Annotated in this window: 15 protein-coding genes; 6 read left to right on the top strand and 9 right to left on the bottom strand. The window is 68.7% G+C overall.

What is annotated here, in order from left to right; all coding sequences use genetic code 11:
• Positions 1–47: 47 nt before the first annotated feature.
• Both H7J06_RS11975 and H7J06_RS11980 read right to left on the bottom strand, forming a co-directional pair.
• Positions 48–3,776, bottom strand: coding sequence for a multifunctional oxoglutarate decarboxylase/oxoglutarate dehydrogenase thiamine pyrophosphate-binding subunit/dihydrolipoyllysine-residue succinyltransferase subunit (locus H7J06_RS11975; RefSeq protein ID WP_264039076.1), 3,729 nt, complete (start codon positions 3,774–3,776; stop codon positions 48–50).
• Positions 3,777–3,946: 170 nt separating this feature from the next.
• Positions 3,947–4,690: a hypothetical protein gene (locus H7J06_RS11980; protein ID WP_264039077.1), complete on the bottom strand. Its 744-nt coding sequence runs from the start codon at positions 4,688–4,690 to the stop codon at positions 3,947–3,949.
• A gap of 249 nt (positions 4,691–4,939) precedes the next feature.
• On the opposite strand from H7J06_RS11980, the gene H7J06_RS11985 reads away from it, so the two are divergent.
• The gene (locus H7J06_RS11985; protein ID WP_372515296.1) at positions 4,940–6,142 is read left to right on the top strand and encodes a multidrug effflux MFS transporter; all 1,203 of its coding nucleotides are present in this window, start codon (positions 4,940–4,942) and stop codon (positions 6,140–6,142) included.
• Between the two features lie 140 nt (positions 6,143–6,282).
• On the top strand, positions 6,283–8,361 hold the full coding sequence (locus H7J06_RS11990) for an MFS transporter (RefSeq protein WP_264039079.1): 2,079 nt from the start codon (positions 6,283–6,285) through the stop codon (positions 8,359–8,361).
• Positions 8,362–8,364: 3 nt separating this feature from the next.
• Here H7J06_RS11990 and H7J06_RS11995 read toward each other — a convergent pair whose 3' ends face one another.
• Genes H7J06_RS11995 through H7J06_RS12005 form a run of 3 tightly spaced genes read right to left on the bottom strand, consistent with a single transcriptional unit; the run spans position 8,365 to position 13,769 of the window.
• Positions 8,365–9,723, bottom strand: coding sequence for an FAD-binding oxidoreductase (locus H7J06_RS11995; protein ID WP_264039080.1), 1,359 nt, complete (start codon positions 9,721–9,723; stop codon positions 8,365–8,367).
• Positions 9,720–13,157: a TM0106 family RecB-like putative nuclease gene (locus tag H7J06_RS12000; RefSeq protein ID WP_264039081.1), complete on the bottom strand. Its 3,438-nt coding sequence runs from the start codon at positions 13,155–13,157 to the stop codon at positions 9,720–9,722. Before H7J06_RS12000 ends, H7J06_RS11995 begins: the two co-directional genes overlap by 4 nt.
• A 45-nt stretch (positions 13,158–13,202) precedes the next feature.
• The gene (locus H7J06_RS12005; RefSeq protein WP_264039083.1) at positions 13,203–13,769 is read right to left on the bottom strand and encodes an LppP/LprE family lipoprotein; all 567 of its coding nucleotides are present in this window, start codon (positions 13,767–13,769) and stop codon (positions 13,203–13,205) included.
• 84 nt (positions 13,770–13,853) lie between these two features.
• On the opposite strand from H7J06_RS12005, the gene H7J06_RS12010 reads away from it, so the two are divergent.
• On the top strand, positions 13,854–15,524 hold the full coding sequence (locus H7J06_RS12010) for a DEAD/DEAH box helicase (RefSeq protein ID WP_264039084.1): 1,671 nt from the start codon (positions 13,854–13,856) through the stop codon (positions 15,522–15,524).
• A gap of 95 nt (positions 15,525–15,619) precedes the next feature.
• Positions 15,620–16,663 (top strand): acyltransferase family protein, encoded by a 1,044-nt coding sequence (locus H7J06_RS12015; protein WP_264039085.1) that lies wholly within the window; start codon positions 15,620–15,622, stop codon positions 16,661–16,663.
• On the opposite strand, the gene H7J06_RS12020 is transcribed toward H7J06_RS12015, so the two are convergent.
• From H7J06_RS12020 to H7J06_RS12030, 3 genes are read right to left on the bottom strand one after another with little or no spacing between them, the layout of a single operon-like run.
• On the bottom strand, positions 16,611–17,228 hold the full coding sequence (locus H7J06_RS12020; protein ID WP_264039086.1) for a TetR/AcrR family transcriptional regulator: 618 nt from the start codon (positions 17,226–17,228) through the stop codon (positions 16,611–16,613). The two genes, H7J06_RS12015 and H7J06_RS12020, sit on opposite strands and share 53 nt — an antisense overlap.
• Positions 17,228–18,463: a cytochrome P450 gene (locus tag H7J06_RS12025; RefSeq protein ID WP_264039087.1), complete on the bottom strand. Its 1,236-nt coding sequence runs from the start codon at positions 18,461–18,463 to the stop codon at positions 17,228–17,230. Before H7J06_RS12025 ends, H7J06_RS12020 begins: the two co-directional genes overlap by 1 nt.
• 51 nt (positions 18,464–18,514) lie before the next feature.
• On the bottom strand, positions 18,515–19,174 hold the full coding sequence (locus H7J06_RS12030) for a TetR/AcrR family transcriptional regulator (protein WP_264039088.1): 660 nt from the start codon (positions 19,172–19,174) through the stop codon (positions 18,515–18,517).
• Between the two features lie 120 nt (positions 19,175–19,294).
• On the opposite strand from H7J06_RS12030, the gene H7J06_RS12035 reads away from it, so the two are divergent.
• Both H7J06_RS12035 and H7J06_RS12040 read left to right on the top strand, forming a co-directional pair.
• Positions 19,295–19,720, top strand: a complete 426-nt coding sequence (locus H7J06_RS12035) for an MmpS family transport accessory protein (protein WP_264039090.1) — start codon at positions 19,295–19,297, stop codon at positions 19,718–19,720.
• A complete protein-coding gene (locus tag H7J06_RS12040) occupies positions 19,717–22,638 on the top strand; it encodes an MMPL/RND family transporter (RefSeq protein WP_264039091.1) in 2,922 nt (973 codons plus the stop codon). Before H7J06_RS12035 ends, H7J06_RS12040 begins: the two co-directional genes overlap by 4 nt.
• Here H7J06_RS12040 and H7J06_RS12045 read toward each other — a convergent pair.
• Positions 22,635–23,990: an FAD-binding oxidoreductase gene (locus H7J06_RS12045; protein ID WP_275079332.1), complete on the bottom strand. Its 1,356-nt coding sequence runs from the start codon at positions 23,988–23,990 to the stop codon at positions 22,635–22,637. The genes H7J06_RS12040 and H7J06_RS12045 overlap by 4 nt on opposite strands.
• Between the last annotated feature and the right edge of the window lie 27 nt (positions 23,991–24,017).

Raw genomic sequence — 24,017 nt, forward strand, 5'->3', positions numbered from 1 at the left:
CTTTCGGCGTGAAGCCTAACCGGTACCGCTGGTCCCGCCTAAAAGGGTCAGCCGAAGGCCTCGTCGATGATCTCCTGCTGCTCGACGGCGTGCACCTTCGACGAGCCCGACGACGGTGCCGACATCGCGCGCCGCGAGATGCGCTTGATGCCGGTCAACTTGTCCGGCAGCTGCTCGGGGAGCGCGAGGCCGAACGTCGGCCACGCACCCTGGTTGGCCGGCTCCTCCTGCACCCAGAAGAACTGCTTGGCGTTCGGGTACTCGTCGAGCGTGGCGCGCAGCCGGCGCTTGGCCAGCGGGTAGAGCTGCTCGATGCGGACGATGGCGACGTCGTCGCGATTGTCCTTCGCCTTGCGGGCGGCCAAGTCGTAGTAGATCTTGCCGCTGGTCAACAGGATTCGCGTGACCTTCGAGCGGTCGCCGTCACCGTCGGTGAAGGTCGGCTCCTCCATCACCGAGCGGAACTTCTGCTCGGTGAAGTCGCGGATGTCGCTGACGGCTTCCTTCTTGCGCAGCATCGACTTCGGCGTGAAGACGATCAGCGGGCGGTGGATGCCGTCCAGCGCATGCCTGCGCAGCAGGTGGAAGTAGTTCGCCGGCGTCGACGGCATGGCGACGGTCATCGAGCCCTCGGCGCACACCTGCAGGAACCGCTCGATGCGGCCCGACGTGTGGTCTGGGCCCTGGCCCTCGTGGCCGTGCGGCAGCAGCAGCACGACGTCGGACAGCTGGCCCCACTTGGCCTCGCCGGAGCTGATGAACTCGTCGATGATGGACTGCGCGCCGTTGACGAAGTCGCCGAACTGCGCCTCCCACAACACCATTGCGTCCGGGTTGCCCACCGAGTAGCCGTACTCGAAGCCCACTGCGGCGTACTCAGACAGGGCCGAGTCGTAGACCATGAACTTGCCGCCGGTCGGCGTGCCCTCCTCGTCGAGCGTCAGCAGCTCGAGGGGGGTGAACTCCGCACCGGTCGTGCGGTCGATGAGCACCGAGTGCCGCTGGGTGAACGTGCCGCGACGGGTGTCCTGACCGGTGAGCCGGATCAGCTTGCCCTCCGACAGCAGGGATCCCAGCGCCAGGAGCTCGCCGAAGGCCCAGTCGATCTTGCCCTCGTAGGCCATCTCGCGACGCTTGTCCAGCACCGGCTTGACCCGTGGGTGCACGGTGAAGCCCTCGGGCACCGCCAGGTGCGCGTCGCCGATCCTGGCGAGCAGCGACTTGTCAACGGCGGTACTGAGTTTCGCGGGCAGCTGCTGATCGGCCTCGACCGACTCGCTCGGCTCGATGGCGTGCTTCTCGAGGTCGCGGACCTCGTTGAACACGCGCTCGAGCTGACCCTGGTAGTCGCGAAGGGCGTCCTCGGCCTCCTTGATGGAGATGTCGCCACGGCCGATGAGCGCTTCGGTGTAGGTCTTGCGGACGCCGCGCTTGGTGTCGATGACGTCGTACATCCCCGGCTGCGTCATCGAGGGGTCGTCACCCTCGTTGTGCCCGCGGCGGCGGTAGCACAGCATGTCGATGATGACGTCCTTGTTGAACTGCTGCCGGAAGTCGACCGCCAGCCGGGCCACCCACGACGCGGCCTCGGGGTCGTCGCCGTTGACGTGGAAGATGGGCGCTCCCACCATCTTTGCGACGTCGGTGCAGTACTCCGAGGAACGGGAGTCCAGCGGCGAGGTGGTGAAGCCGATCTGGTTGTTGACGATGATGTGGATGGTGCCGCCGGTGCGGTAACCGCGCAGGAGCGCGAGGTTCAGCGTCTCCGCCACCACGCCCTGGCCGGCGAAGGCCGCGTCGCCGTGCAGCATCAGCGGTACCACGGAGAACTTCGGCGAGCCCTCCGCGCCGTCCCTGGAGTCCACCAGGTCTTGCTTGGCGCGCACCAGGCCCTCGAGCACCGGGTCGACGGCCTCGAGGTGCGACGGGTTGGCCACCAGCGAGACGTCGATGTCGTTGTCGCCGAACATCTGCAGGTAGTTGCCGGTGGCGCCCAGGTGGTACTTCACGTCACCGGATCCGTGCGCCTGGCTCGGGTTCAGGTTGCCCTCGAACTCGGAGAAGATCTGCGAGGCGGGCTTGCCGACGATGTTGGCCAGCACGTTGAGGCGCCCACGGTGCGGCATGCCGATGACGACCTCGTCGAGGTTGTGTTCGGCGGCCTGGTCGAGCACGGCGTCCATCATCGGGATGACGGTCTCGGCGCCCTCCAACGAAAAGCGCTTCTGGCCAACGTACTTCGTCTGAAGGAAGGTCTCGAACGCCTCGGCGGCGTTGAGCTTGCTCAGGATGTACTTCTGCTCGGCGACGGTGAACTTGTCGTGCTTGACCTCGACGCGTTCCTGAATCCACTTCTGCTGCTCGGGTTCCAGGATGTGGGTGTACTCCACGCCGACGTGGCGGCAGTACGCGTCGCGCAGCACCGACAGCACGTCGCGCAGCTTCTTGTATTCCTTGCCGGCGAAGCCGTCGACCTTGAACACCCGGTCCAGGTCCCACAGCGTCAGCCCGTGGGTCAGGACGTCGAGATCGGGGTGGCTGCGGAAGCGCGTCTTGTCGAGCCGAAGGGGATCGATGTCGGCCATCAGATGGCCCCGATTGCGGTATGCCGCAATCAGTTCGATGACCCGCGCGTTCTTGTCGAAGATCGAGTCGGGGTTGTCGGTGCGCCACCGGACGGGCTCGTACGGGATGCCCAACTCGCGGAAGATCTCGTCGAAGAAGTCGTCCGACAACAGCAGCTGGTGGATGGTGCGCAGGAAGTCGCCGGACTCGGCGCCCTGGATGATGCGGTGGTCGTAGGTCGACGTGAGGGTGATCAGCTTGCCGAGACCCATCTCGGCGATCCGCTCCTCGCTGGCGCCCTGGAACTCGGCGGGATACTCCATCGCGCCGGCGCCGACGATGGTGCCTTGGCCGCTCATCAGTCGCGGCACCGAGTGCACGGTGCCGATGGTCCCGGGGTTGGTCAGCGAGATGGTGACCCCGGAGAAGTCCTCCGCGGTGAGCTTGCCGTCGCGCGCGCGACGCACGATGTCCTCGTAGGCGGCGATGAACTGCCCGAAGCGCATCGTCTCGCACTTCTTGATGGCGGCGACGACGAGCTGGCGACCGTTCTTGGTCTGCAAGTCGATCGCGAGGCCCAGATTCGTGTGAGCCGGGGTGACCACGTTCGGCTTGCCGTCGACCTCGGCGAAGTGCCGGTTCATGTTCGGGAAGCTCTTGATGGCCTGCACGATCGCGTAGCCCAAGAGGTGGGTGAAGCTGATCTTGCCGCCGCGGGTGCGCTTGAGGTGGTTGTTGATGACGACGCGGTTGTCGATCATCAGCTTCGCCGGAATGGCGCGCACGCTGGTGGCCGTCGGCACGCTCAGCGAGGCGTTCATGTTCTTCACTACGGCGGCGGACGCGCCGCGCAGGACCGACACCTCGTCCTCGTCCGAGGCCTTCGAGGGCTCGGGCTTGGACTCGGCCTTGGCGGGCTCCCGCTTCGACTCGGCCTTGGGTGCCGGCTTGGGCTCGGTCTTGGGCGCGGCCTTCGGCTCGGCCTTGGGTGCTGGCTTCGACTCGGCCTTGGGAGCGGCGGGCGCCGGCTTCGCGGCCGACCCGTTACTCGTCGACGGCGGCGCGCTCGACTCGGTCGACGGCTCCGGGGAGTAGTCGACGAGGAACTCGTGCCAACTGGAGTCGACCGACGATGGATCCTCGCGGAACTTGCGATACATCTCCTCGACAAGCCACTCGTTCTGTCCAAATGGTGAAGGTGAACTGCTCACGGCAGCTACTCGCCTCGATTCCTTCTAACTCCGCGGGCGCGCCGTCTGCCGCTCGCTGTCTCGCCGCATAAAGGCTAACGCTTCGACGGCGACCGTTGACGGCCAACGCCCTTAGTCAACTGGAGCCGACGTCGATGGCGGCGTGCGAACGTCCCCGGGGGACGGCCGCCCTACTTCTCCAACCCGGGCAGCACGTGCAGCGTCGCAGGCCACCTCGGCGGTGGAGTGCCGAACGCGCCGCGTGCATTGGAGATGATCTTCTTGCCCATCGCACGGTTGCCCACGCCACCGATCACGGCGCCGATGCCGACCGGGAGCAGCTTTCCGAACGCGATCGCGCCGCGCTTCAGGGCGTACTTCTTGACGAAGAACTTGAGCAACCGGCCGTTGAGCTGCGACACCGCAGGCAACGGCAGCGACGCGGCGCCGTCGGCGAGCCAGCCGCCGCCCGTGCGCCCGGTACCGAGCAGGTCGGCAACGGCTCGCTTGCCGTCGTCGCCGACCAGCACCGCCAGCACGAGTGCCCGCCGCCGCTCGCGATGAGCGGCCGGAATGCCGTGGACCTCCGCCACCGCCAGCACGAACACGGCCGTCGCCTCGAGGAACACCACGGTCTCACCGGCGACCGCGGACATCGCCACCAGAGTGCCGATGCCCGGGAACGCCGCCGCCGAGCCGACGGCCGCACCGCTGGCCATGACCGCGGCGAGGTAGTGGCTCTCGAGCTTGTCGACGATCTCCGCGGGCGTCGCACCGGGGCTGTGCTCACGCAGCCGGTCGACGTAGGCCTTCACCGCGGGTGCCTGCACCCGCGCGCCGCGTTCGATGATCTGGGACAGCGCTCGCGCGGCGACGCTGGGATCGTCGTCGAGCTTGGCGGGCACCTGGCTCTTGGCACCGGAGCGAGCGCTCATGTTGGGCCTCCCGTTTGCGGACTGGCTCGTTCAGGCTAGTCCGTCGTCTTGCCACTCCAACGCGCGGCGAGGCATCGGCGTGCCCGGCGGTGACGCCGGTCACCGTTCGCTCAGGGAAGAAAATCGTCGTAACCCTTGCTAAACACTTCCATGGCAGCATGTGGATACGTGGACCTCGAGAACACTGCATCCAAAGAACTTGGGGTGCCGGCCGGAAACGACGGAGACAAGGTCCCGAGTCGCGCTCGGATGATCGTGGTGCTCGGTCTGCTGGTGGCCCTGGGGCCCCTCACCATCGACATGTATCTGCCGGCGCTGCCGCAGATCGCCGACGACTATTCGGTCTCGTCGTCGGTGGTGCAGCTGACGTTGACCGGCACCCTGGCGGGCCTGGCCTTGGGCCAGCTGGTGATCGGTCCGCTGTCGGACTCGTTGGGCCGTCGGCGTCCGCTGATGGCCGGGATCGTCCTGCACATGGTGGCGTCGCTGATCTGCCTCTTCGCGCCCAACATCGCCGTCCTGGGGATCGCGCGGAGTCTGCAGGGCGTGGGCGCGGCGGCGACCATGGTGGTCGCCCTGGCCATCGTCGGCGACCTCTTCTCCGGCAACGCCGCGGCGACGGTGATGTCGCGTCTGATGCTGGTGCTGGGCGTGGCCCCGGTGATCGCGCCGTCGCTCGGCGCGGCCGTGCTGCTGCGCTTCTCCTGGCACTGGGTGTTCGCGGTGCTGGTGGTCCTGGCCGGTCTGCTCCTGTTGCTCGCCGCGCTCGCGCTGCCCGAGACGTTGCCGGTGTCGCACCGCCGACCGCTTCGCGTGCGCGGCATCCTCGGCACCTACGGCGAGCTGCTGCGTGACCGGCGGTTCGTCATCCTGGTACTGGTGGCGGCCCTGGGCATGTCCGGTCTGTTCGCCTACATCGCGGGCGCCTCGTTCGTGCTCCAGGGCCGGCACGGCCTGGATCAGCAGACCTTCGCCTTGGTCTTCGGCGCCGGGGCCGTGGCGCTGATCGGCGCCACCCAGTTCAACGTCGTGCTCCTGCGCCGCGCCACGCCGCAGACCATCACGGTGTGGGCGCTGGCGGCCTCCGTGGTCGCCGGGGTGGTCTTCGTCGCGCTTGCCGTCGCCGGCGTCGGGGGCATCTACGCCTTCGTGCTGCCCGTGTGGGCGATTCTCGCCGCGATGGGGTTCGTCATCCCCAACGCACCGGCGGTGGCCCTGTCGCGGCACCCCGACGCGGCGGGCACCGCGGCGGCGCTGCTCGGGGCGGGACAGTTCGGCCTCGGCGCGGCGGTGGCGCCGCTGGTCGGCGTGCTCGGCAACGACGAACTGGCGCTGGCCGCGGTGATGACCGTGGGCTCGGTCGTCGCCCTGCTGGCCCTGCTCGCCGTGGGGTCGACGGCACCGGCCGGGGACGACGCCGTACCCGCGGGCGCCGTGCCCGACGCCGCCTGACGCGCGGTCGGCGACTTGTCGTCGATCGGGCTGATCCGTAGCGTCGGCCCCTTAGCTACGCAACGCTTGGTCGGACAGATGCCCCAGACGATGAACCCCCCGCCGATGCCCCACGCCGTCACGGCGATCGAGGCACGCCGATGACGGCGGCGCTGAGCCTGCTCAAACCCCGCACCGACAACCCGTGGAACGCGTTGTGGGCGCTGCTGGTCGGCTTCTTCATGATCCTTCTCGACGCCACCATCGTGTCCGTCGCCAATCCGTCCATCATGGACGCCCTGCACGCCGACTACGACGCGGTCATCTGGGTGACCAGCGCCTACCTGCTGGCCTACGCGGTGCCCCTGCTGCTTGCGGGCCGGCTCGGCGACCGGTTCGGGCCCCGCAACCTCTACCTCGTCGGGCTGGCGGTGTTCACCGCGGCGTCGCTGTGGTGCGGGCTGGCGGGCAGCATCGAGGTGCTGGTCGCCGCGCGCGTGGTGCAGGGCGTCGGCGCAGCGCTGCTCACCCCGCAGACGCTGTCGACGATCACCCGGGTCTTCCCGCCGGAGCGACGCGGCGTCGCGCTGAGCGTGTGGGGTGCCACCGCGGGCGTCGCCACCCTGGTGGGGCCGCTGGCCGGCGGCGTGCTGGTCGACGGTCTCGGCTGGCAGTGGATCTTCATCGTCAACGTGCCCATCGGCGTGCTGGGCCTGGTCCTGGCGCTGATCTTCGTCCCGGTGCTGCCGACCGAGAGGCACGGCTACGACGTGATCGGGGTGCTGCTCTCCGGCGTCGCCCTGTTCCTGATCGTGTTCGCACTGCAGGAGGGTCAGTCGCATCACTGGGCGCCGTGGATCTGGGGCACGCTGGTCGCCGGCGTCGTCGCGATGGGGGCGTTCGTCTACTGGCAGGCGGTGCACACCGGCGAGCCGCTGATCCCCCTGAGGATCTTCCGGGACAACGACTTCAGCCTGTCCAACCTCGGCATCGCCGTCATCGGCTTCGCGGTGACCTCGATGATCGTCCCGGTCATGTTCTACGCGCAGGCGGTGTGCGGACTGTCGCCCACGCGGTCTGCCCTGCTGACGGCCCCGATGGCGATCGCCTCCGGGGTGCTCGCACCGTTCGTCGGCAAGCTCGTCGACCGGTCCCATCCGCGACCCCTCATCGGGTTCGGCTTCTCGGCGGTGGCCATCGCGCTCACCTGGCTGTCGTTCGAGATGACGCCGACGACGCCGATCTGGCGACTGGAGCTGCCGTTGGTTCTGATGGGCGTCGGGATGGCGTTCATCTGGTCACCGCTGGCGGCCACCGCCACCCGCAACCTCCCGCCTCGGCTGGCGGGTGCCGGATCGGGTGTCTACAACACGACTCGGCAGGTCGGCAGCGTGCTGGGCAGTGCGGGCATCGCCGCGCTGATGACGTCGCAGATCAGCGCCGCGCTGCCGGCTCAGTCGGACCCCGGGGTGGGGCAGCAGGGCGCGGTGACGCAATTGCCGGCCTTCCTGCACGCGCCGTTCGCCGACGCGCTGTCGCGGTCGCTGCTGCTGCCCGCCTTCGTGGCCCTGTTCGGCGTCGTCGCCGCGCTGTTCCTGCGCGGCTTCGGGCACGGCTCGGCGCTCGAGGGCCGACCGGTCACCCCCGCCGTCCCGGTCGAACCCGACTACTTTCCCGACGACGACGACTACGTGGAGTACACGGTCGACTGGTCCACCGCCGACGACGACGAGTGGGACGATCCCGACCGCGCCGTGCGGCGGCACGCCGACGTCCTCGAGCGCGATTCGACACCGGCCGACGACAGCGTCACCTCCCCGTTCGCGGTGCCGTTCGAGCATCCGCTGCCCGCTCCCGCGGACACCTGGCACGCCGGCCCCGCCGACACGTGGCACAGCCTGATGGACGAGCCCCCGGCCGGAACCGACCGCGACCCCGTCGACGACGACCCCGACACGGTGCCCGAACTGATCGGCCTCAGCGAGCAGTACCGGACCCCGGAGCCGATCCCCGCCCGCAACGGACACGCCCCGTGGCGCAATCTCCTCGACGATCCGCTCGACGGGTCGATTCCCCTGCCGCAGCCGGATCCGGAGCCAATTGGAGTGGCTCGCAACGGTTTTCACGTCTCCGACGAGGTGTGGCCGGCTCGGTCGTCCGGACGGCATTCCCGTCGGGAGGAGGAGCCCGCCGACGACGCGGGAACCTACGGCAAGCACTCGATGCGCTTCCGCGACTGACTCTCAGCCGAAGAGCACCGCGGGGTTGAGGCGGCCGTCCGGATCGAAGGCCGCCTTGAGGGCGCGCATCGCCGCGACGTCCGCGTCGGTCCGCGACATCGTCAGGTAGTCCCGCTTTCGGGTGCCGACACCGTGCTCGCTGCTGACGTTGCCCCGGTGCTCGGCGATCAACGCCATCATCGCCGCGTACAGCGCCCGCTCGCGGTCGGCGTCGAGCGCGCAGCGCACCAGGTTGAGGTGCAGGTTGCCCTCGCCAACGTGGCCGAACAGCACGGGGATGGCATCCGGGGCGTGCTCGGCGACCAATGCGGTTGCCGCCGTGGCGAACTCGCTGACCGTCGACAGCGGCAGGGAGACGTCGAACTTCAGTGGCGGGCCGTAGGCGCCCAGCACGTCGGCGACGGCCTCGCGAACCTGCCAGAGCCGCAACTGCGTCGCGGCGTCGACGCCCACGGCGGGCTCGCCGGTCAGTTCTGCGTCGGCGAGCAGGTCGGCCAACCGCTCGGTGAGGTCGACGTCGCCCGCCAGCTCGATCAGCAGCTGCCACGCCCCGTCGACTGCGGGCCCGACGCCGGCGTGTTCGGCGGTCAACGCGCTGGCCCTGGCGTCGACCAGCTCCAGCGCGGCGATGCCGTCGACGTCGCGGAACTCCCGCCCGACGGAGATCAGTGCGTCGAGGTCGTCGAAGCCCGCGACGGCCGTGACCCGATGTGCGGGAGTGGGGTGCAGGCGCAGGTCGAGGCTGGTGATCACCCCGAGGGTGCCCTCGGCGCCGACGAACAGCGACGCCAGGTCGTAGCCGGTGTTGTCGCTGCGCACCTCGCTGTGGCGGCGCACCACCGACCCGTCGACGAGGGCCACCTCCAACCCGAGGACTTGCTCGCCCATGTTGCCGTAGCGCACGGTGCGCAGCCCGCCGGCGTTGGTCGACGCCATGCCACCCACCGTGGCCGAGTCGCGGGCGGCGAGGTCGACGCCGAACACCAGGCCGGCATCGGTGGCCGCGCGTTGAACGGCCGCCAGGGTGGCGCCGGCGCCGGCGCGAACGCGGCGCTCGACGACGTCGACCTCGCCGACCGCCGAGAGCCGTTCGGTGGAGAGCAGCACGTCGGCGTGCTCGGGCACGGTGCCCGCGACCAGCGACGTCCGCCCGCCCTGCACGGTGACGTAGGCCTGAGCGTCGCGACAGGTGCGCAGCACCGCGGCGACCTCGTCGTCGGAACCCGGCCGGACCAGGGCGGTCGCCTGGCCCCGGTAGCGCCCCGTGTAGTCCACGCACCGACCGGCCAGCACGTCGGGATCGGTGCTGACGTACTTGGCGCCGACGATCGCCGCGAGCTCGTCGGTCAGGCTGTCACTCACTCCGCCGGTGTATCACACGCCACGAGCGACAGGAACGCGCCGAGTTCGATCAGGCCGTCGGGCGTCGACGGTAGGTAGTCCGTCAGCAGCCGGGACCGCACGACGACCGCCGCGTACTTGGCGCGGCTCACCGCGACGTTGAGTCGATTCCGGTTGAGCAGGAACGAGATTCCGCGCGGCACGTCGTCAGCCGAGGACGCCGTCATCGACACGAACACCACCGGCGCCTGGCGGCCTTGGAACTTGTCGACCGTGCCGACCTGCACGCCCGTCAGGTCGGCGGCGTCCAGGCGGCGCCGCAGCGTGACCACCTGGGCGTTGTACGGCGTGACCACCAGCACGTGCTCCTGGTCCAGCGGGACGGTCTCGGCGCCGTCGGTCCACGATCGGCCGAGCAGTCCACCGATCTCGGCGACGATCGCGTCGGCTTCCTCGGGGCTGTCGGTCGAGTTGCCGTCGTGGTCGAGCTCGAGCACCCGCACCCCGGGGGCGACGCCGTCGAGTCGCCGCGCCGCGCTGACGGACGCCTTCGAGTGGAGGCGGCCGTCGTAGGACAGCCGGGACACGGGCCCGCACACGTCGGGATGCATGCGGTAGGAGAACTCGAGGAAGTAGCCACGCTCAGGGGGCAGCGTGTGGTGGCCGTCCACCAGCCAGCCCAGGGCCGAGTGGTCGACGGGCTCGGGATGGGTGCCCTGGCTGACCTGCGGCAGCTGCTGCGGGTCGCCGAGCAGCAGCAGGTTCTTCGCGGCGCTGGCCACCGCGATGGTGTTGGCCAGGCTGTACTGGCCCGCCTCCTCGACGACCAGAAGGTCGAGGGCGCCGCGCGGGACGCGGCCGGCGTTGGCGAAATCCCATGCGGTACCGCCGATCACACCACCGGCGGGGTCGGCGACGAACGCCGCGTAGTCCTTCTCGGCGACGTCTCGCCACGGCGCGTTCGGGCTCTTCTTCTTGCCCACCCGGTCCGGGTCGACTCCCGCGTCGACGACGCAGCCCAGCAGGTTCTCCACGACGGCATGCGACTGCGCCACCACGCCAATGCGCCAGTGGTGCTCGGCGACCAGCCGGCTGATCACCTGGGCCGAGGTGAACGTCTTGCCGGTGCCCGGCGGCCCGTGCACGGCCAGGTACGAGGACTCGAGGTCCAGCAGGGCGGCGGTGATGTCGTCGGCGACCTCGCCGGTGCGGGGCAGCGGGCGGCCGCTGACCGTACGCGGTGGGCGGCGCAGCAAGACGTCGACGACCGGGTCGGCGGGCAGGTTCGGCAGGCCCGCGCCGACGAGGGCAGCCGTCGCCTCGATGGACTCCTGCATCGGCTTGGTGTTGATCGGCGGTCCCGGCGTCAGCGCGAACGGCACCTGACCGAAGACCTCGCCGTCCTTGGGCTGCTTCTCCACGATCAGCGCCTCCGTCGGCGCCTCGGGGTCGTCGCACCCGATCACCTCGACGCTGGCGAACCCGCGACGGTCGGGGTCGTCGGCGAACCCGGCCGGTGCCGGCGGTTCGTACAGGGCGTACATGCTGCGGCCCAGTTCCCCGGTGGCGATCTCGCCGAAGAGGCGGACGTGGCGTTGCGGCTTGCGGGCCCGCGGCGGTTGGTGCCAATCGGCGACGATCTCTTGGCGGTCGGCGACGAACACGTCACCGTCGTCGGCCCATTCGTCGACGGGGCTGTTGACGCGGTCGAAGTGCGCCCACCAGAACGGCTTGTCCTCACGCTTGTGGTAGCCACGGGCGGCCGCCACCATCGCGACGGCCGTCTGCTCGGGGGTGCGTGGTTCGGTCCCGTCGCCGGCGAACCGCATCAGTCGGCGTTCGAGGGCGTCGGCGACCTCCACGGCCTCCTCGGCCGCCTTCCCGCGGACCGGCTGCGGCCCGCGCGGAGGGACCTCGGACTCGATGGCGCGCGCCACCAACCAGTCCCGGAGCCGGCGGGTGGACCGACAGTCGTAACGGTTGTAGTCCTCGATCTCCTTGAGCACGATCTGCGCGTCGTCGTGGCTGCCCTCGTCGCGCAGCGCGCAGTACCGGGCGTACTGCGTGATCGAGTCGGTCGCGGTGGTCACCTCGCCGCTGCGCAGTTCGTTGCCCATGTACAGCGGTTCGAGGTACTTGATGCCGTAACTCTCGGTGCCGACGCGAATACTCTTGCGCACTAACGGATACAGGTCCACCAGCACGCCGTTGCGCAACAGCTCGTCGACGTCGTTCTCGCCGGTGCCGTACCGCCCGGCCAGCCTCAGCAGCGTGCTCTTCTCGTACGCGGCGTAGTGGTAGACGTGCATGCCCGGGTACTTCTTGAGGCGCTTGCGGACCATCGCGAGGAAGTCGACCAATGCCTGGCGCTCGCTGGGCCGGTCGTGCGCCCAGTAGGGGGTGAACTCGTCTGCCGACGTCAGCACGCCCCACAGGTATTCCAGGCCCCACTCGCGGCCGTCGAGGGTCCACAGCGGGTCGCCCTCGAAGTCGAAGAACAGGTCGCCCTTGTTCGCGTCGGGCAACACCATCAGGGGCTGGGCGTCGAGCACCTCGTAGGGCGGTTTGCCGTCGACCCGATCGGCGACCTGCAGCCGGGCCTGGGCGGCGAGCGCCGTGGTGGTGCGGGCCGACAGCTCGGGCACCGGCGCGTCCAGCTCGGCGAGGTCGTGCAGCGTGGTGACCCCGGCGTCGATCAGGCGGGCGCGCTGGCTCACCCGCATGCCCGCGACCAGCAGCAGATCGTCGTGGGCGCGCACCTCGACGCTGCACTCCGGGCAGCGGAAGCAGGCGCGGACGTCCTGGTCGTCCCACCGGACGGGCCGGTCGCGGGCCAGGTGCTCGTCGAGCAGCCGCTGCAGGGCCGCCCGCCGCGGCAGGTAGACGGGCAGCAGCTCGTCGACCCGGTAGGCGGACACGGCGCCGTCGCCGAGCACCAGCTCGACCTCGTCGGCCACCGGGACGCCGCTGCGGGCCAGCGTGTCGGCGTACGCCGCGAGCTGCAGCAGCGCCTCGACCTTGACCGACCGGGCCAGCTTGGTGTCGCGCAACACGTACCGGTCGCCGGCCAGACCGTCTTCGAGGATCAGGAAGTCGGCGAACCCCACGAAGCGGCCGTCGAACATCGCCGCCTGGTAGACCACCGGCGCGCGGCTCTGGACCGCCCGCATGGTCTGCTCCGACGCGGCCTTCAACCCCGAGGCGCTGTAGGACGGACGACCGATGACGGTGACGTCGCCGAACTCGGCGCGCAAGTCGTCGAGCTGACGGCGCTCGTGGTCGTCGCCGAGGGTGGAGGTGCGCTCGAGCAGCTCGTCGGTGACGACGACCTTCGGAGTGCGCCCGAGCTTGGCGTCGAACGCGCGCAGCAGCGCGTACTCGCACCGGGCGGCGGCGGCGAGATCGGATGCGCTGTAGACGACGCGGTCGTCGCCCTCATCGGCTAGGACGAACACGACGTCGACTGTAGGTCAGTGGCCCGACGTCGACGCCCGCGCGAACTATCCCGTGTTGCCGATCAATTCGACGCCGTTGCCGTTCCAGCGGAACCGCACCACGCTCTTGAGCTTGCTGGTGTCGTTGAGGTACATCAGCGCGACGGTGTCACCGGTGGTGGCCGTGTCGTCGATGCCGTTGAAGCCGTAGGTGTCGGGAACGCCGGTGGGGATGACCTTGCCGAGGTGGAACAGCACGGCGCGGGTGTTCGGGTTGTCGGCGTTGGTGTTGGCCTTGATGACGACGGCCGACAGCGGCGCGCATTCGTTGTAGTTGCCCGCCAGCGGTTCGGGGCTCCATGGTTGGCCGCTGCGCGGGTCCCGGGGCAGCTCGGAGACGGCCTTGGCGATCTCCGGTGCGGCGAGGTTGACCGCGCAGGGATCGGCGGGCGCCGGGGCCGGTGACGGACCGGCGGCGACGGTGGGCGCGGGAGCGGGCGGTGCGGTCTGCGCCGGGGGCACCGGCGCCTCCGGGGTCTTCGACACCGTCGAGTCGCTCGACCCGCAGCCGGCCAGTGCCGCGACCGTCACGAGAACCGCGAACCACCACTGGAACCTTCGCTTCACCCTCACGCCGGGCCACCGTACCGGCTCCGGGCATCGGACCGGGTGCAACATGGGGGAGAGAGCTGCGACTACACGTAGACTGCCAACTCGATGAGCTCTGAAGAACCCGACGCGACGAGCGCCGAATTGACCTTTGCCGACCTGCAGATTCACCCGGCGGTGCTGCAGGCCCTTGCCGACGTCGGCTACGAGTCGCCGTCGGCCATCCAGGCCGCGACGATTCCGGCGATGATGGCCGGGTCCGACGTGGTCGGGCTGGCGCAGACCGGCACCGGCAAGACGGCCGCGTTCGCGATCCCCATCCTGTCCCGGATCGACACCTCCAGCCGCACCACCCAAGCCCTGGTGCTGGCGCCGACGCGTGAGCTTGCGCTGCAGGTCGCGGAGGCCTTCAGCCGCTACGGAGCCCACCTGCCGGTGAACGTCCTGCCCGTCTACGGCGGCTCGTCGTACGGTCCGCAGCTGGCCGGTCTCAAGCGCGGCGCGCAGGTGGTCGTCGGTACGCCCGGCCGTGTGATCGACCACCTCGAGAAGGGCAGCCTGGACGTCTCGCACCTGGACTACATGGTGCTCGACGAGGCCGACGAGATGCTGCAGATGGGCTTCGCCGAGGACGTCGAACGGATCCTCGCCGACACTCCCGAGTACAAGCAGGTGGCGCTGTTCTCGGCCACCATGCCGCCCGCGATCCGCAAGATCACCTCGAAGTACCTGCACGATCCCGTACAGGTCACCGTCAAGTCGAAGACCGCGACCGCGGAGAACATCTCGCAGCGCTACATCCAGGTGGCCGGTCCACGGAAGATGGACGCGCTCACCCGGCTGCTCGAGGTCGAGCCGTTCGAGGCGATGATCGTCTTCGTCCGCACCAAGCAGGCCACCGAAGAGGTCGCCGAGAAGCTGCGCGCCCGGGGTTTCTCCGCGGCGGCCATCAACGGCGACATCGCCCAGGCCGTCCGCGAGCGCACCATCAGCCAGCTCAAGGACGGCACCATCGACATCCTGATCGCCACCGACGTGGCGGCGCGCGGGCTGGACGTGGAGCGCATCTCGCACGTGCTGAACTACGACATCCCGCACGATCCGGAGTCCTACGTGCACCGCATCGGGCGCACCGGGCGGGCCGGCCGCTCCGGCGCGGCGGTGTTGTTCGTCACCCCCCGCGAGAAGCACCTGCTCAACTCGATCGAGCGGGTGTCGCGACAGAAGCTGGTGGAATCGCAGCTGCCTTCGGTCGACGACGTCAACGACAAGCGGGTGGAGAAGTTCCGCGAAGCGATCACCGAGGCACTGAACGCACCCGGAATCGAGTTGTTCCGCAAGCTGATCGAGGACTACGAGCGCGACCACGACGTGCCGACGGCGGAGATCGCCGCCGCGCTGGCCGTGCAGAGTCGCGGTGGTGGCGAGTTCTTGATGACTGAGCCGCCGCCGGAGAAGCGCCGCGAGCGCCCGGATCGCGAGGACGGCCCGCCGCGCAAGCGTCGTGACAACGTGCGCAGTGACCTGGCGACCTACCGCATCGCGGTTGGCAAGCGGCACAAGGTCGGTCCGGGGTCCATCGTCGGCGCGATCGCCAACGAGGGCGGGCTGCATCGCAGCGACTTCGGCCACATCACCATCAAGATGGACCATTCGCTGGTCGAGTTGCCGGCGAAGATGTCCAGGGAAACGCTCAAGAAGCTGGAGCACACCCGGATCTCGGGCGTGCTCATCGACCTCAAACAAGATCGCGGGCCGAGCCACCACAAGCCGAAGTGACGCGGCGCGACACTGACGTTGGCGGCCTCGAGTCGGCAAGCCGGGGCAGAGTCGCCTCACTGACCGGCATTCGTGCGGTCGCCGCGCTATTGGTCATGTTGACCCATGCGGCGTACACGACGGGCAAGTACACCCACGGGTACCTGGGATTGATCTACTCCCGCATGGAGATTGGCGTCCCGATCTTCTTCGTGCTGTCCGGCTTCCTGTTGTTCGCGCCGTGGGTGCGGGCGGCCGCTTCCGGAGAACCCGCACCGTCGGTCCGTCGCTATGCCTGGCACCGGGTTCGTCGCATCATGCCGGCCTACGTCATCACGGTGCTCGCGGCGTACCTCCTCTACCACTTCCGCACGGCGGGGCCCAACCCCGGTCACACGTGGATCGGGCTCTTCCGCAACCTGACGTTGACGCAGATCTACACCGACGACTACCTGTATTCCTATCTGCATCAGGGTCTTACGCAGATGTGGAGCCTCGCCGTCGAGGCGGCGTTCTACGTCGCGCTGCCGGTGTTGGCCTACCTGCTTCTGGTGGTGCTGTGTCGTAGGCAGTGGCATCCGGTGCGCCTCGTCTGCGGCCTGCTGGCGTTGACGCTCGTCAGCCCGGCGTGGTTGACGGAGGTGCACACCACCGACGTCCTGCCCGACGGTGCGCCGCTGTGGCTGCCGACCTATCTGACGTGGTTCCTCGGCGGCATGCTGCTCGCCGCGTTGCTGCCCTCGGGGATGAAGGCGTACGCGGCGGTCTGCATACCGTTGGCGATCGCGTGCTACCTCATCGCGTCCACGCCGATCGCCGGTGCGCCGACGACGTCACCGGCCGAACTCCGGGAGGGCTTGTTCAAGACCGTGTTCTACGCCGTCATCTCGACGCTGGTGGTGGCCCCGGTGGCGCTGCGGGGCGGCGACGGTGGGCGCGGGTGGTACCTGCGGCTCACGGCGAGCAGACCGATGGTGTTCCTCGGCGAGATCTCGTATGAGATCTTCCTGATCCACCTCGTCACGATGGAGCTGGTGATGGTCGAGATCCTGCGATTCCCGATCTACACGGGCTCGACGTGGGCGCTGTTCGTGGTGACGTTGGTCGTCACCGTCCCGCTGGCGTGGCTGCTCCACCGCCTGACGAGGGTGCGGACATAGCCGACTCGGGCAGCACGATCGGTACGACGAAGTCGGCGACCATGTTTCGTTCGTCCTCGGCGTCGCGTCCGGGGAACGTCAGCAGCGACGTCATCGTCCGGACCAGCCACCGGGCGCGGCGCTCGACGTCGTCGGCCGCCGAACCCGACGACCGCAGGAACGACGCCGCGAGTGCGTCGATCACCTCGGACCGGTCGGCCATGTCGCCGCCGATGGGACGCGCAGAGGTGACGAACCACGAGGACAGAGACGGGTTTTCGCGCACGATCTCGAGCGCGGCGAGCACCCCCTCCACCAACCGCTCACGGGGATCGGCGATCCCCGCGACGCGACCACCCAGTTCGCGGAACACGCGGCGTGCCTCGCGGTGCACGTAGGCGGTGTACAGGGCGTCCCGGTTCTCGAAGTAGCGATACAGCGTGGCACGCGAACAGCCCGCTGCCTTGGCGACGTCGTTCATCCCGACGCTCGCGGCGTCGCTGCGGGTGAACAGGTGCGCCGCGGCGTCGAGGATGCGGTCGGCGGCCACCTCCGAGCGGCGGTCGGCCAGCCAGTCGCCCGACATCAGGCCACTCGCAACGGCATCGACAGCGGTCGCCGCACGTAACTCCCGCCGGCCCAGACGATGGCGTCCTCGTCGACCTCGAAGTCCGGGATGACCGCCAGCAGTTCCTCCAGGGCGACGCGCGACTGCATGCGGGCCGCGGCGGCACCGAGGCAGTGATGTGCGCCGTGGCTGAAGGTCAGGATGTTCCGCGGCCTGCGGGTGACGTCGAGTTCGCTTGCATCGTCACCGTATTGGCGTTCGTCTCGGTTGCCCGAGCCGTAGAGCAACATGGCCCGCCGTCCCGCGGGGATCGTGGTGTCGCCGATCGTCACGTCGCGGGTCACCGTGCGGCCCAACATCTGCACGGGGGAGGTCAGCCGCAGGAACTCGTCGACGGAATCGCCGACGAGGCCAGGATCGCGCACCAACGACGCACGCTGGTCGGGACGCTGGTGCAGCAATTGCACCGAGCCCCCGAGCATTCCGGTGGTGGTGTCGTTGCCGCCGGTGACCATCGTGAAGGTGAACGACAGGATCGACAGGAGACCCGAGACGTCGCCGTCGACGCCGATTCCGGCGGCGACGAGGTGGGAGACGGTGTCGTCCTCGGGTTCGGTCCGGCGGCGCTCGATCAGCGACGTGAAGTACTCCGTCATCTCCCCGAGTGCGTCCCCGAGGGTGGTCAGCACCCCGCCGATGCCGTCGGCGGAGGTGTTGGCGGCGACGATCGCGTCGGTCCAGGCGTCGAAGCGGTCGCGATCGGCCTCCGGCACGCCGAGGTAGTGCGCCACCACCATCGAGGGCAGCGGCTTGAACAGCTCGGCGACGACGTCGCCGCCGCCGTTGGCGCGGATGCGCTCCACTCGCGCCCGCACGTACTGGCGCACCGTCGGCTCGACGGCCTCCACCTGGCGGGGCGTGAATCCGCGGGACACCAGTTTTCGGAACGCGGTGTGCGCGGGCGGGTCCTGCATCACCATCGGCGGATTGTCGGCCATGCCAATCAAATCCAGCTCGCCGTAGTTGACGGTCAGCCCGTGTGCGGAGGAGAAGGTCTCGTGGTCGCGCGCCGCGGCGAAGACGTCGGCGTGCCGGGACAGGACGTAGTAGTCGTGGTCCGGCGCGTCCGCGGGGACCACGTGGTGGACGGGATCGTGGTCGCGCAGGGCGCGGTACATCGCCCAGGGGTCGGCCCACGTCTCGGCCGTGGCGAGTTCGAAGCGAGCATCGGAGTGAGACATCACGGCCGTCATGTCTCATGAGTACGACAAACCGACTCGAGTTTCAACCCTTGGCCGGTGAGGTCAGCCGGCCGGGTGCCAGCCCTTCATGGCGTCGTCCATCTGCTCGTCGTCCAGGGCGGCGACGGTGATCGTGGGTTGGCCCGGGTGGGCGCGCATGCCGTCCAGTAAGAGTGCGACGTACCGACGCCACAGTTGCGGCTGGACGTGCCCGGCCCACTCGACCACCGCGCCGGCCAGAAGGCTCACGATCGGCATGTCGCTCGGTTCGACCCCGGGCCGCAGGTAGCCGTCGCGCCTGGCTCGTTCCACCAGGGCGGAGACGAACGGGTCGAGTCGTACGCGGGCTCGTTCCACGCGATATCCGCCGTAGGCCTTGCTGTAGAGCATCTCGCGCAAGCCGCGGTCGGTGGCGGTCAGCTCGCAGGTCTGCTCGACGAAGTAGACGAGGCCTGCCCATGAATCATCCTGCCGTGACGCAATTTCCGCGATACCGGCGATCTGCTCGATGCCGTCTTCGAAGATGGCCTCCAGCAGTTCCTCCTTGGTGGCGAACCGCCGGTAGACGGTGCCCACCCCGACGTTGGCGTGGTGGGCCACGTCGTTCAGGGTCGCCTCCAGGCCTCGCTCGGCGAAGAGGGCGCGCGCGCCGTCGAGCACCCGGCGTCGATTGCGCTCCGCGTCCTTGCGCAGCGCTCGGCGGGGTTGCTCGCCCTCGGTCACGCTCGCGAGTCTAAGTGACGGCCGTCATAAGTGGATTGCATTTATCCACTTATGCATTTAGGTTGGCTAGCTACATGACCGGCTCCGACTGGTCGGGGTTCCCCTGGAAAGGCTCGACTCTTGATCGCGGTGCTGAGACGAACGTGGTTGCCGCTGCTGGTCGTCGTCGCGATAGCCGTTGGCGCGGTGAGCGTCTCGCACTTCCGGTCGGTCTTCGGCTCCCACGGGGCGGTGGTGACGCCCGTGGGTTCCGACACCGCCGAGTCGTTCAACCCGAAGGTGGTGACCTACGAGGTGTTCGGGTCCGGCTCGACCGCCACCATCAACTACGCCGACCTCAGCGGAGTGCCACAGCGCACCGGTGAGGTGCCCCTGCCGTGGACCTTGACGCTCACGACCACGGTGCCGTCCGTCATGCCCAACATCCTCGCTCAGAGCAACGGCCAAACCATCAGCTGCAGAGTCACCGTGGACCACGTGGTGAAGGACGAAAGGACGGCCGAGGGCGTGAACTCCGCGACGTACTGCCTGGTGAAGGCCGCATGAGCATCGTCAAGAGGTCGGGCGGCCAGGACTCCGTCGACGACGCGCCCACGGACGCGATCCCGACCGCGCGCCACGCCGCCCGGCCCCGGCCCTGGCTCCCGCGGTTCCTGCGGGCCTTTGCGATTCCGATCGTGCTGGGGTGGATCGCCATCGTCGCGCTGCTGAACACCGTCGTCCCCCAACTCGAAGACGTGGGAAAGCTGCGGGCGGTGTCGATGAGCCCGCAGGATGCGCCCGCGCTGATCGCGACCAAACGCGTCGGTGAGGTGTTCAACGAATACAAGACCAACAGCTCGTTGATGGTGGTGCTCGAGGGCGAGGATCCCCTTGGCGCCGAAGCGCACACGTTCTACGACTCGATGGTCCGCAAGCTGCGCGCGGACACCACGCACGTGCAGCACGTCCAGGACTTCTGGGGTGACACCCTGACCGCCGCCGGTGCGCAGAGCGTCGACGGCAAGGCGGCCTACGTACAGGTGTACGTCTCCGGCGACCAGGGCGAGGCGCTGGCCAACGAGTCGGTGGAAGCCGTGCGGCACATCGTGAGTACCGAGCCCGCGCCGCCGGGCGTCAAGGCGTACGTGACGGGTGCGGCCGCGACGACGACGGATCAGAATGCCGTCGGTGACGCCAGCATGAAGATGATCGAGGGTCTGACGTTCGCCGTCATCATCGTCATGCTGCTGCTCGTCTACCGTTCCGTCGTCACGGTGCTGATCACCATGTCGATGGTGGTCGTCGGCCTTCTCTCGGCGCGCGGCATCGTCGCCTTCCTCGGCTTCTACGACGTGTTCAAGCTGACGACCTTCGCGACGAACATGGTGGTCACCCTCGCCATTGCCGCGGCCACCGACTACGCGATCTTCCTGATCGGCCGCTACCAGGAGGCCAGGAGAGCCGGCGAGGACCGAGAGTCGGCGTACTACACCATGTTCCACGGCACGGCGCATGTCGTGTTGGCATCGGGCATGACCATCGCCGGGGCCACGCTGTGCCTGCACTTCACCCGGTTGCCGTACTTCCAGACCATGGGCTTTCCGCTGTCGGTGGGCATGACGATCGTGGTGGCCGCGGCGCTGACCCTCGGCCCGGCGGTCATCTCACTGGTGACGCGGTTCGGAAAGGTACTGGAACCCAAGGGCAGGGCCAAGTCCCGGGGCTGGCGCCGCGTCGGAGCGGCCACCGTCCGCTGGCCCGGCGGCGTGCTGATCATCGCCGTCGTCCTGGCGCTCGTCGGCCTGCTGACGCTGCCGGGCTACCACACCACCTACAACGACCGAAACTTCCTGCCCGCGGACATCCCGGCCAACATCGGCTACGCCGCCGCCAACCGGCACTTCTCCGAAGCCAAGATGAATCCGGAGTTGGTGATGGTGCAGGCCGATCACGACCTGCGCAACCCGGCCGACTTCCTGATCATCGACAAGATCGCCAAGGCCATGGTGCACGTGCACGGGATCGCGCAGGTACAGACGATCACCCGGCCCGACGGCAAGCCGATCGAACACGCGTCGCTCGCCTACAACGTCAGCCAGAGTGGCAACGGTCAGCTGATGAACAACGACTATCAGCAGACCGTGCTGGCCAACACGCTCAAGCAGGCCGAAGAGATGCAGACGTCCATCGATTCGCAGCAGAAGCTCTACGACATCACGCTGCAGCTGGCCGACGTCACCAGCAGGATGGCCGCCAAGATGAGCAAGACGTCGGACGACATCCAGGAGGTGCGTGACCACCTCGCCGACTTCGACGACTTCTTCCGGCCGATCCGTAACTACCTGTATTGGGAACCGCACTGCTACGACATCCCGATGTGTTGGTCGGTGCGGTCGGTCTTCGACTCCCTGGACGGCATCGCCAAGATGTCCGATGACTTCCAGGACATCGTGCCGGATCTGAACCGGATGGCCGAATTGACCCCGCAGATGGCGGCGGCGATGCCGGCAATGATCCAAACCTTGAAAAACCAAAAGCAATATCTGCTCAACCAGTATCAGGCGCAGAAGGCCCAACAGGACCAGAACATCGCCCTGCAGCAGAACTCGACTGCGATGGGCCAGGCCTTCGACGCCGCGCGCAACGACGACACCTTCTACCTGCCGCCGGAGGCGTTCCAAACCGCCGACTTCCAGCGGGGCATCAAGCTGTTCCTCTCACCCGACGGACATGCGGTGCGCTTCACCGTGTTTCACCAGGGTGACCCGTTGACGGAGGAGGGCACGTCGCACATCGAACCGCTGCGGGTCGCCGCGGTGGACGCCATCAAGGGCACTCCGCTGGAGGGTTCGACCGTGTTCGTCGGCGGCAGCGCGGCCACCTACGTGGACATGCAGCAGGGCGCGGACTACGACCTCCTCATCGCGGCTGTCGCGGCATTGATCCTGATCTTCCTCATCATGGTGCTGCTCACCAGGGCAGTGGTGGCCGCAGCCGTGATCGTCGGAACCGTGCTGCTGAGTCTCGGTGCGTCCTTTGGGCTTTCGGTGCTGCTGTGGCAGCACGTGATCGGGCTCCCGCTGCACTGGATGGTGCTGCCGATGTCGGTGATCGTCCTGCTGGCCGTTGGTGCCGACTACAACCTGCTGCTGGTCTCCCGGATGAAGGAGGAGCTCCACGCCGGGCTGAACACCGGCATCATCCGGTCCATGGCAGGTACGGGATCGGTGGTCACCTCGGCGGGCCTGGTGTTCGCGTTCACCATGATCGCGATGTCGGTGAGCGAGCTGAGGATCATCGGCCAGGTCGGCACCACCATCGGCCTTGGGTTGCTCTTCGACACCCTGGTGGTGCGCTCGCTGATGACGCCGTCGCTGGCGGCGCTGCTTGGCAAGTGGTTCTGGTGGCCGCTGCACGTGCGCAAGCGTCCGCTGCCACAGCCGTGGCCTCGCCGTGACCCGGTGGAGGCTCCGGCGAGCTAGAGCGCGGCGCCCGGGTTGAGGATGTCGTCGGGGTCGAGGGCCTTCTTGATGCGACGGTTGAGCTCCATCGCCTCGGGGCCGAGGTAGCCGGCCAGCCACGGCCGCTTCAACCTGCCGACGCCGTGCTCTCCGGTGATGGTGCCGCCCAGGTTGACGGCGAGGTCCATGATCTCCCCGAAGGCCGTCTGTGCGCGGGCGGCCTCGTCGGCGTTGGACGGGTCGAACACGATCAACGGATGGGTGTTGCCGTCACCGGCGTGCGCGATCACCGAGATCATCAGCTGGTGCTGTTCGGCGAGCTTCTCGACACCCGCCACCAGGTCGGCCAGCGCAGGTAGCGGCACGCCGACGTCCTCCAGCAGCAGCGACCCCTTCGCCTCGACCGCCGGGATCGCGAAGCGCCGCGCCGCCACGAAGGCGTCGCCCTCGTCGGGGTCGGACGTCGAATACACCTCCGTCGCACCGGCTTCGGTGAACACCCGCGCCATGTACTCGGCGTCTTCCGAGCCGGCGGGACCGCGGTCGTCGGACGCCGCGACCATCATCGCCGCGGCGTCGCGGTTCAGCCCCATCTTCAGCTTGTCCTCGACGGCGTTGATGGCGACCTTGTCCATGAACTCCAGCATCGACGGCCGGATCTTTCCGGTGATGGTGACGACGGCGTCGGCGGCGGCGGCGACGTCGTCGAACGACGCGACGACGGTGCAGCCGCGGTGCTGAGTGGGCAGCAGCTTGAGCGTCACCTCGGTGACGATGCCGAGCGTGCCCTCGCTGCCCACGAACAGCTTGGTCAGGCTCAGGCCCGCGACGTCCTTGAGGCGGGGTCCGCCCAGCCGGACGGCGGTGCCGTCGGCCAGCACCACCTGCAGGCCGAGGACGTAATCGGTTGTGACGCCGTACTTCACACAGCAGAGTCCGCCCGCGTTGGTGGCGATGTTGCCACCAATGCTGCAGATCTCGTAGGACGACGGGTCGGGCGGGTACCAGAGCCCGTACTCGGCCACCGCCTTCTTCACTTCGGCATTGAACAGCCCGGGCTGGGTGACGGCGGTCCGGGTCACGGGGTCGACGGTGATGTCGCGCATGCGTTCGGTAGACAGCACGATGCCGCCGTCGAGGGCCGTCGCGCCGCCGGACAGTCCGGTGCCCGCGCCGCGGGGGACCACCGGCACGCGATGGGCGGTGGCCCAACGCATTACGGCCTGCACCTCCTCGGTGGTGCGGGGTCGGACGACCGCCAGGGCGGTGCCCGCATTCGGGTCGGCGGCGCGGTCCTGCCGGTAGGACGCGACGATGTCCGGGTCGTCGACGACGGTGCCCTCGGGTAGTTGGGCGATCAGGTCAGCCAGCATGTCTGCGCTCACGGTTCGATGCTACGA

It is taken from the genome of Mycolicibacterium hodleri, from assembly GCF_025822245.1.
Lineage (GTDB): Bacteria > Actinomycetota > Actinomycetes > Mycobacteriales > Mycobacteriaceae > Mycobacterium > Mycobacterium hodleri.

Excerpts from the sequence above, each read along its gene's own strand:
- H7J06_RS11985 (WP_372515296.1), top strand. The coding sequence starts at position 4,940 with ATGATCGTGGTGCTCGGTCTGCTGGTGGCCCTGGGGCCCCTCACCATC.
- H7J06_RS12015 (WP_264039085.1), top strand. The coding sequence starts at position 15,620 with ATGTTGACCCATGCGGCGTACACGACGGGCAAGTACACCCACGGGTAC.
- H7J06_RS12010 (WP_264039084.1), top strand. The coding sequence starts at position 13,854 with ATGAGCTCTGAAGAACCCGACGCGACGAGCGCCGAATTGACCTTTGCC.
- H7J06_RS12025 (WP_264039087.1), bottom strand. The coding sequence starts at position 18,463 with ATGACGGCCGTGATGTCTCACTCCGATGCTCGCTTCGAACTCGCCACG.
- H7J06_RS12045 (WP_275079332.1), bottom strand. The coding sequence starts at position 23,990 with ATGCTGGCTGACCTGATCGCCCAACTACCCGAGGGCACCGTCGTCGAC.
- H7J06_RS11990 (WP_264039079.1), top strand. The coding sequence starts at position 6,283 with ATGACGGCGGCGCTGAGCCTGCTCAAACCCCGCACCGACAACCCGTGG.
- H7J06_RS11980 (WP_264039077.1), bottom strand. The coding sequence starts at position 4,690 with ATGAGCGCTCGCTCCGGTGCCAAGAGCCAGGTGCCCGCCAAGCTCGAC.
- H7J06_RS12040 (WP_264039091.1), top strand. The coding sequence starts at position 19,717 with ATGAGCATCGTCAAGAGGTCGGGCGGCCAGGACTCCGTCGACGACGCG.
- H7J06_RS12020 (WP_264039086.1), bottom strand. The coding sequence starts at position 17,228 with ATGTCGGGCGACTGGCTGGCCGACCGCCGCTCGGAGGTGGCCGCCGAC.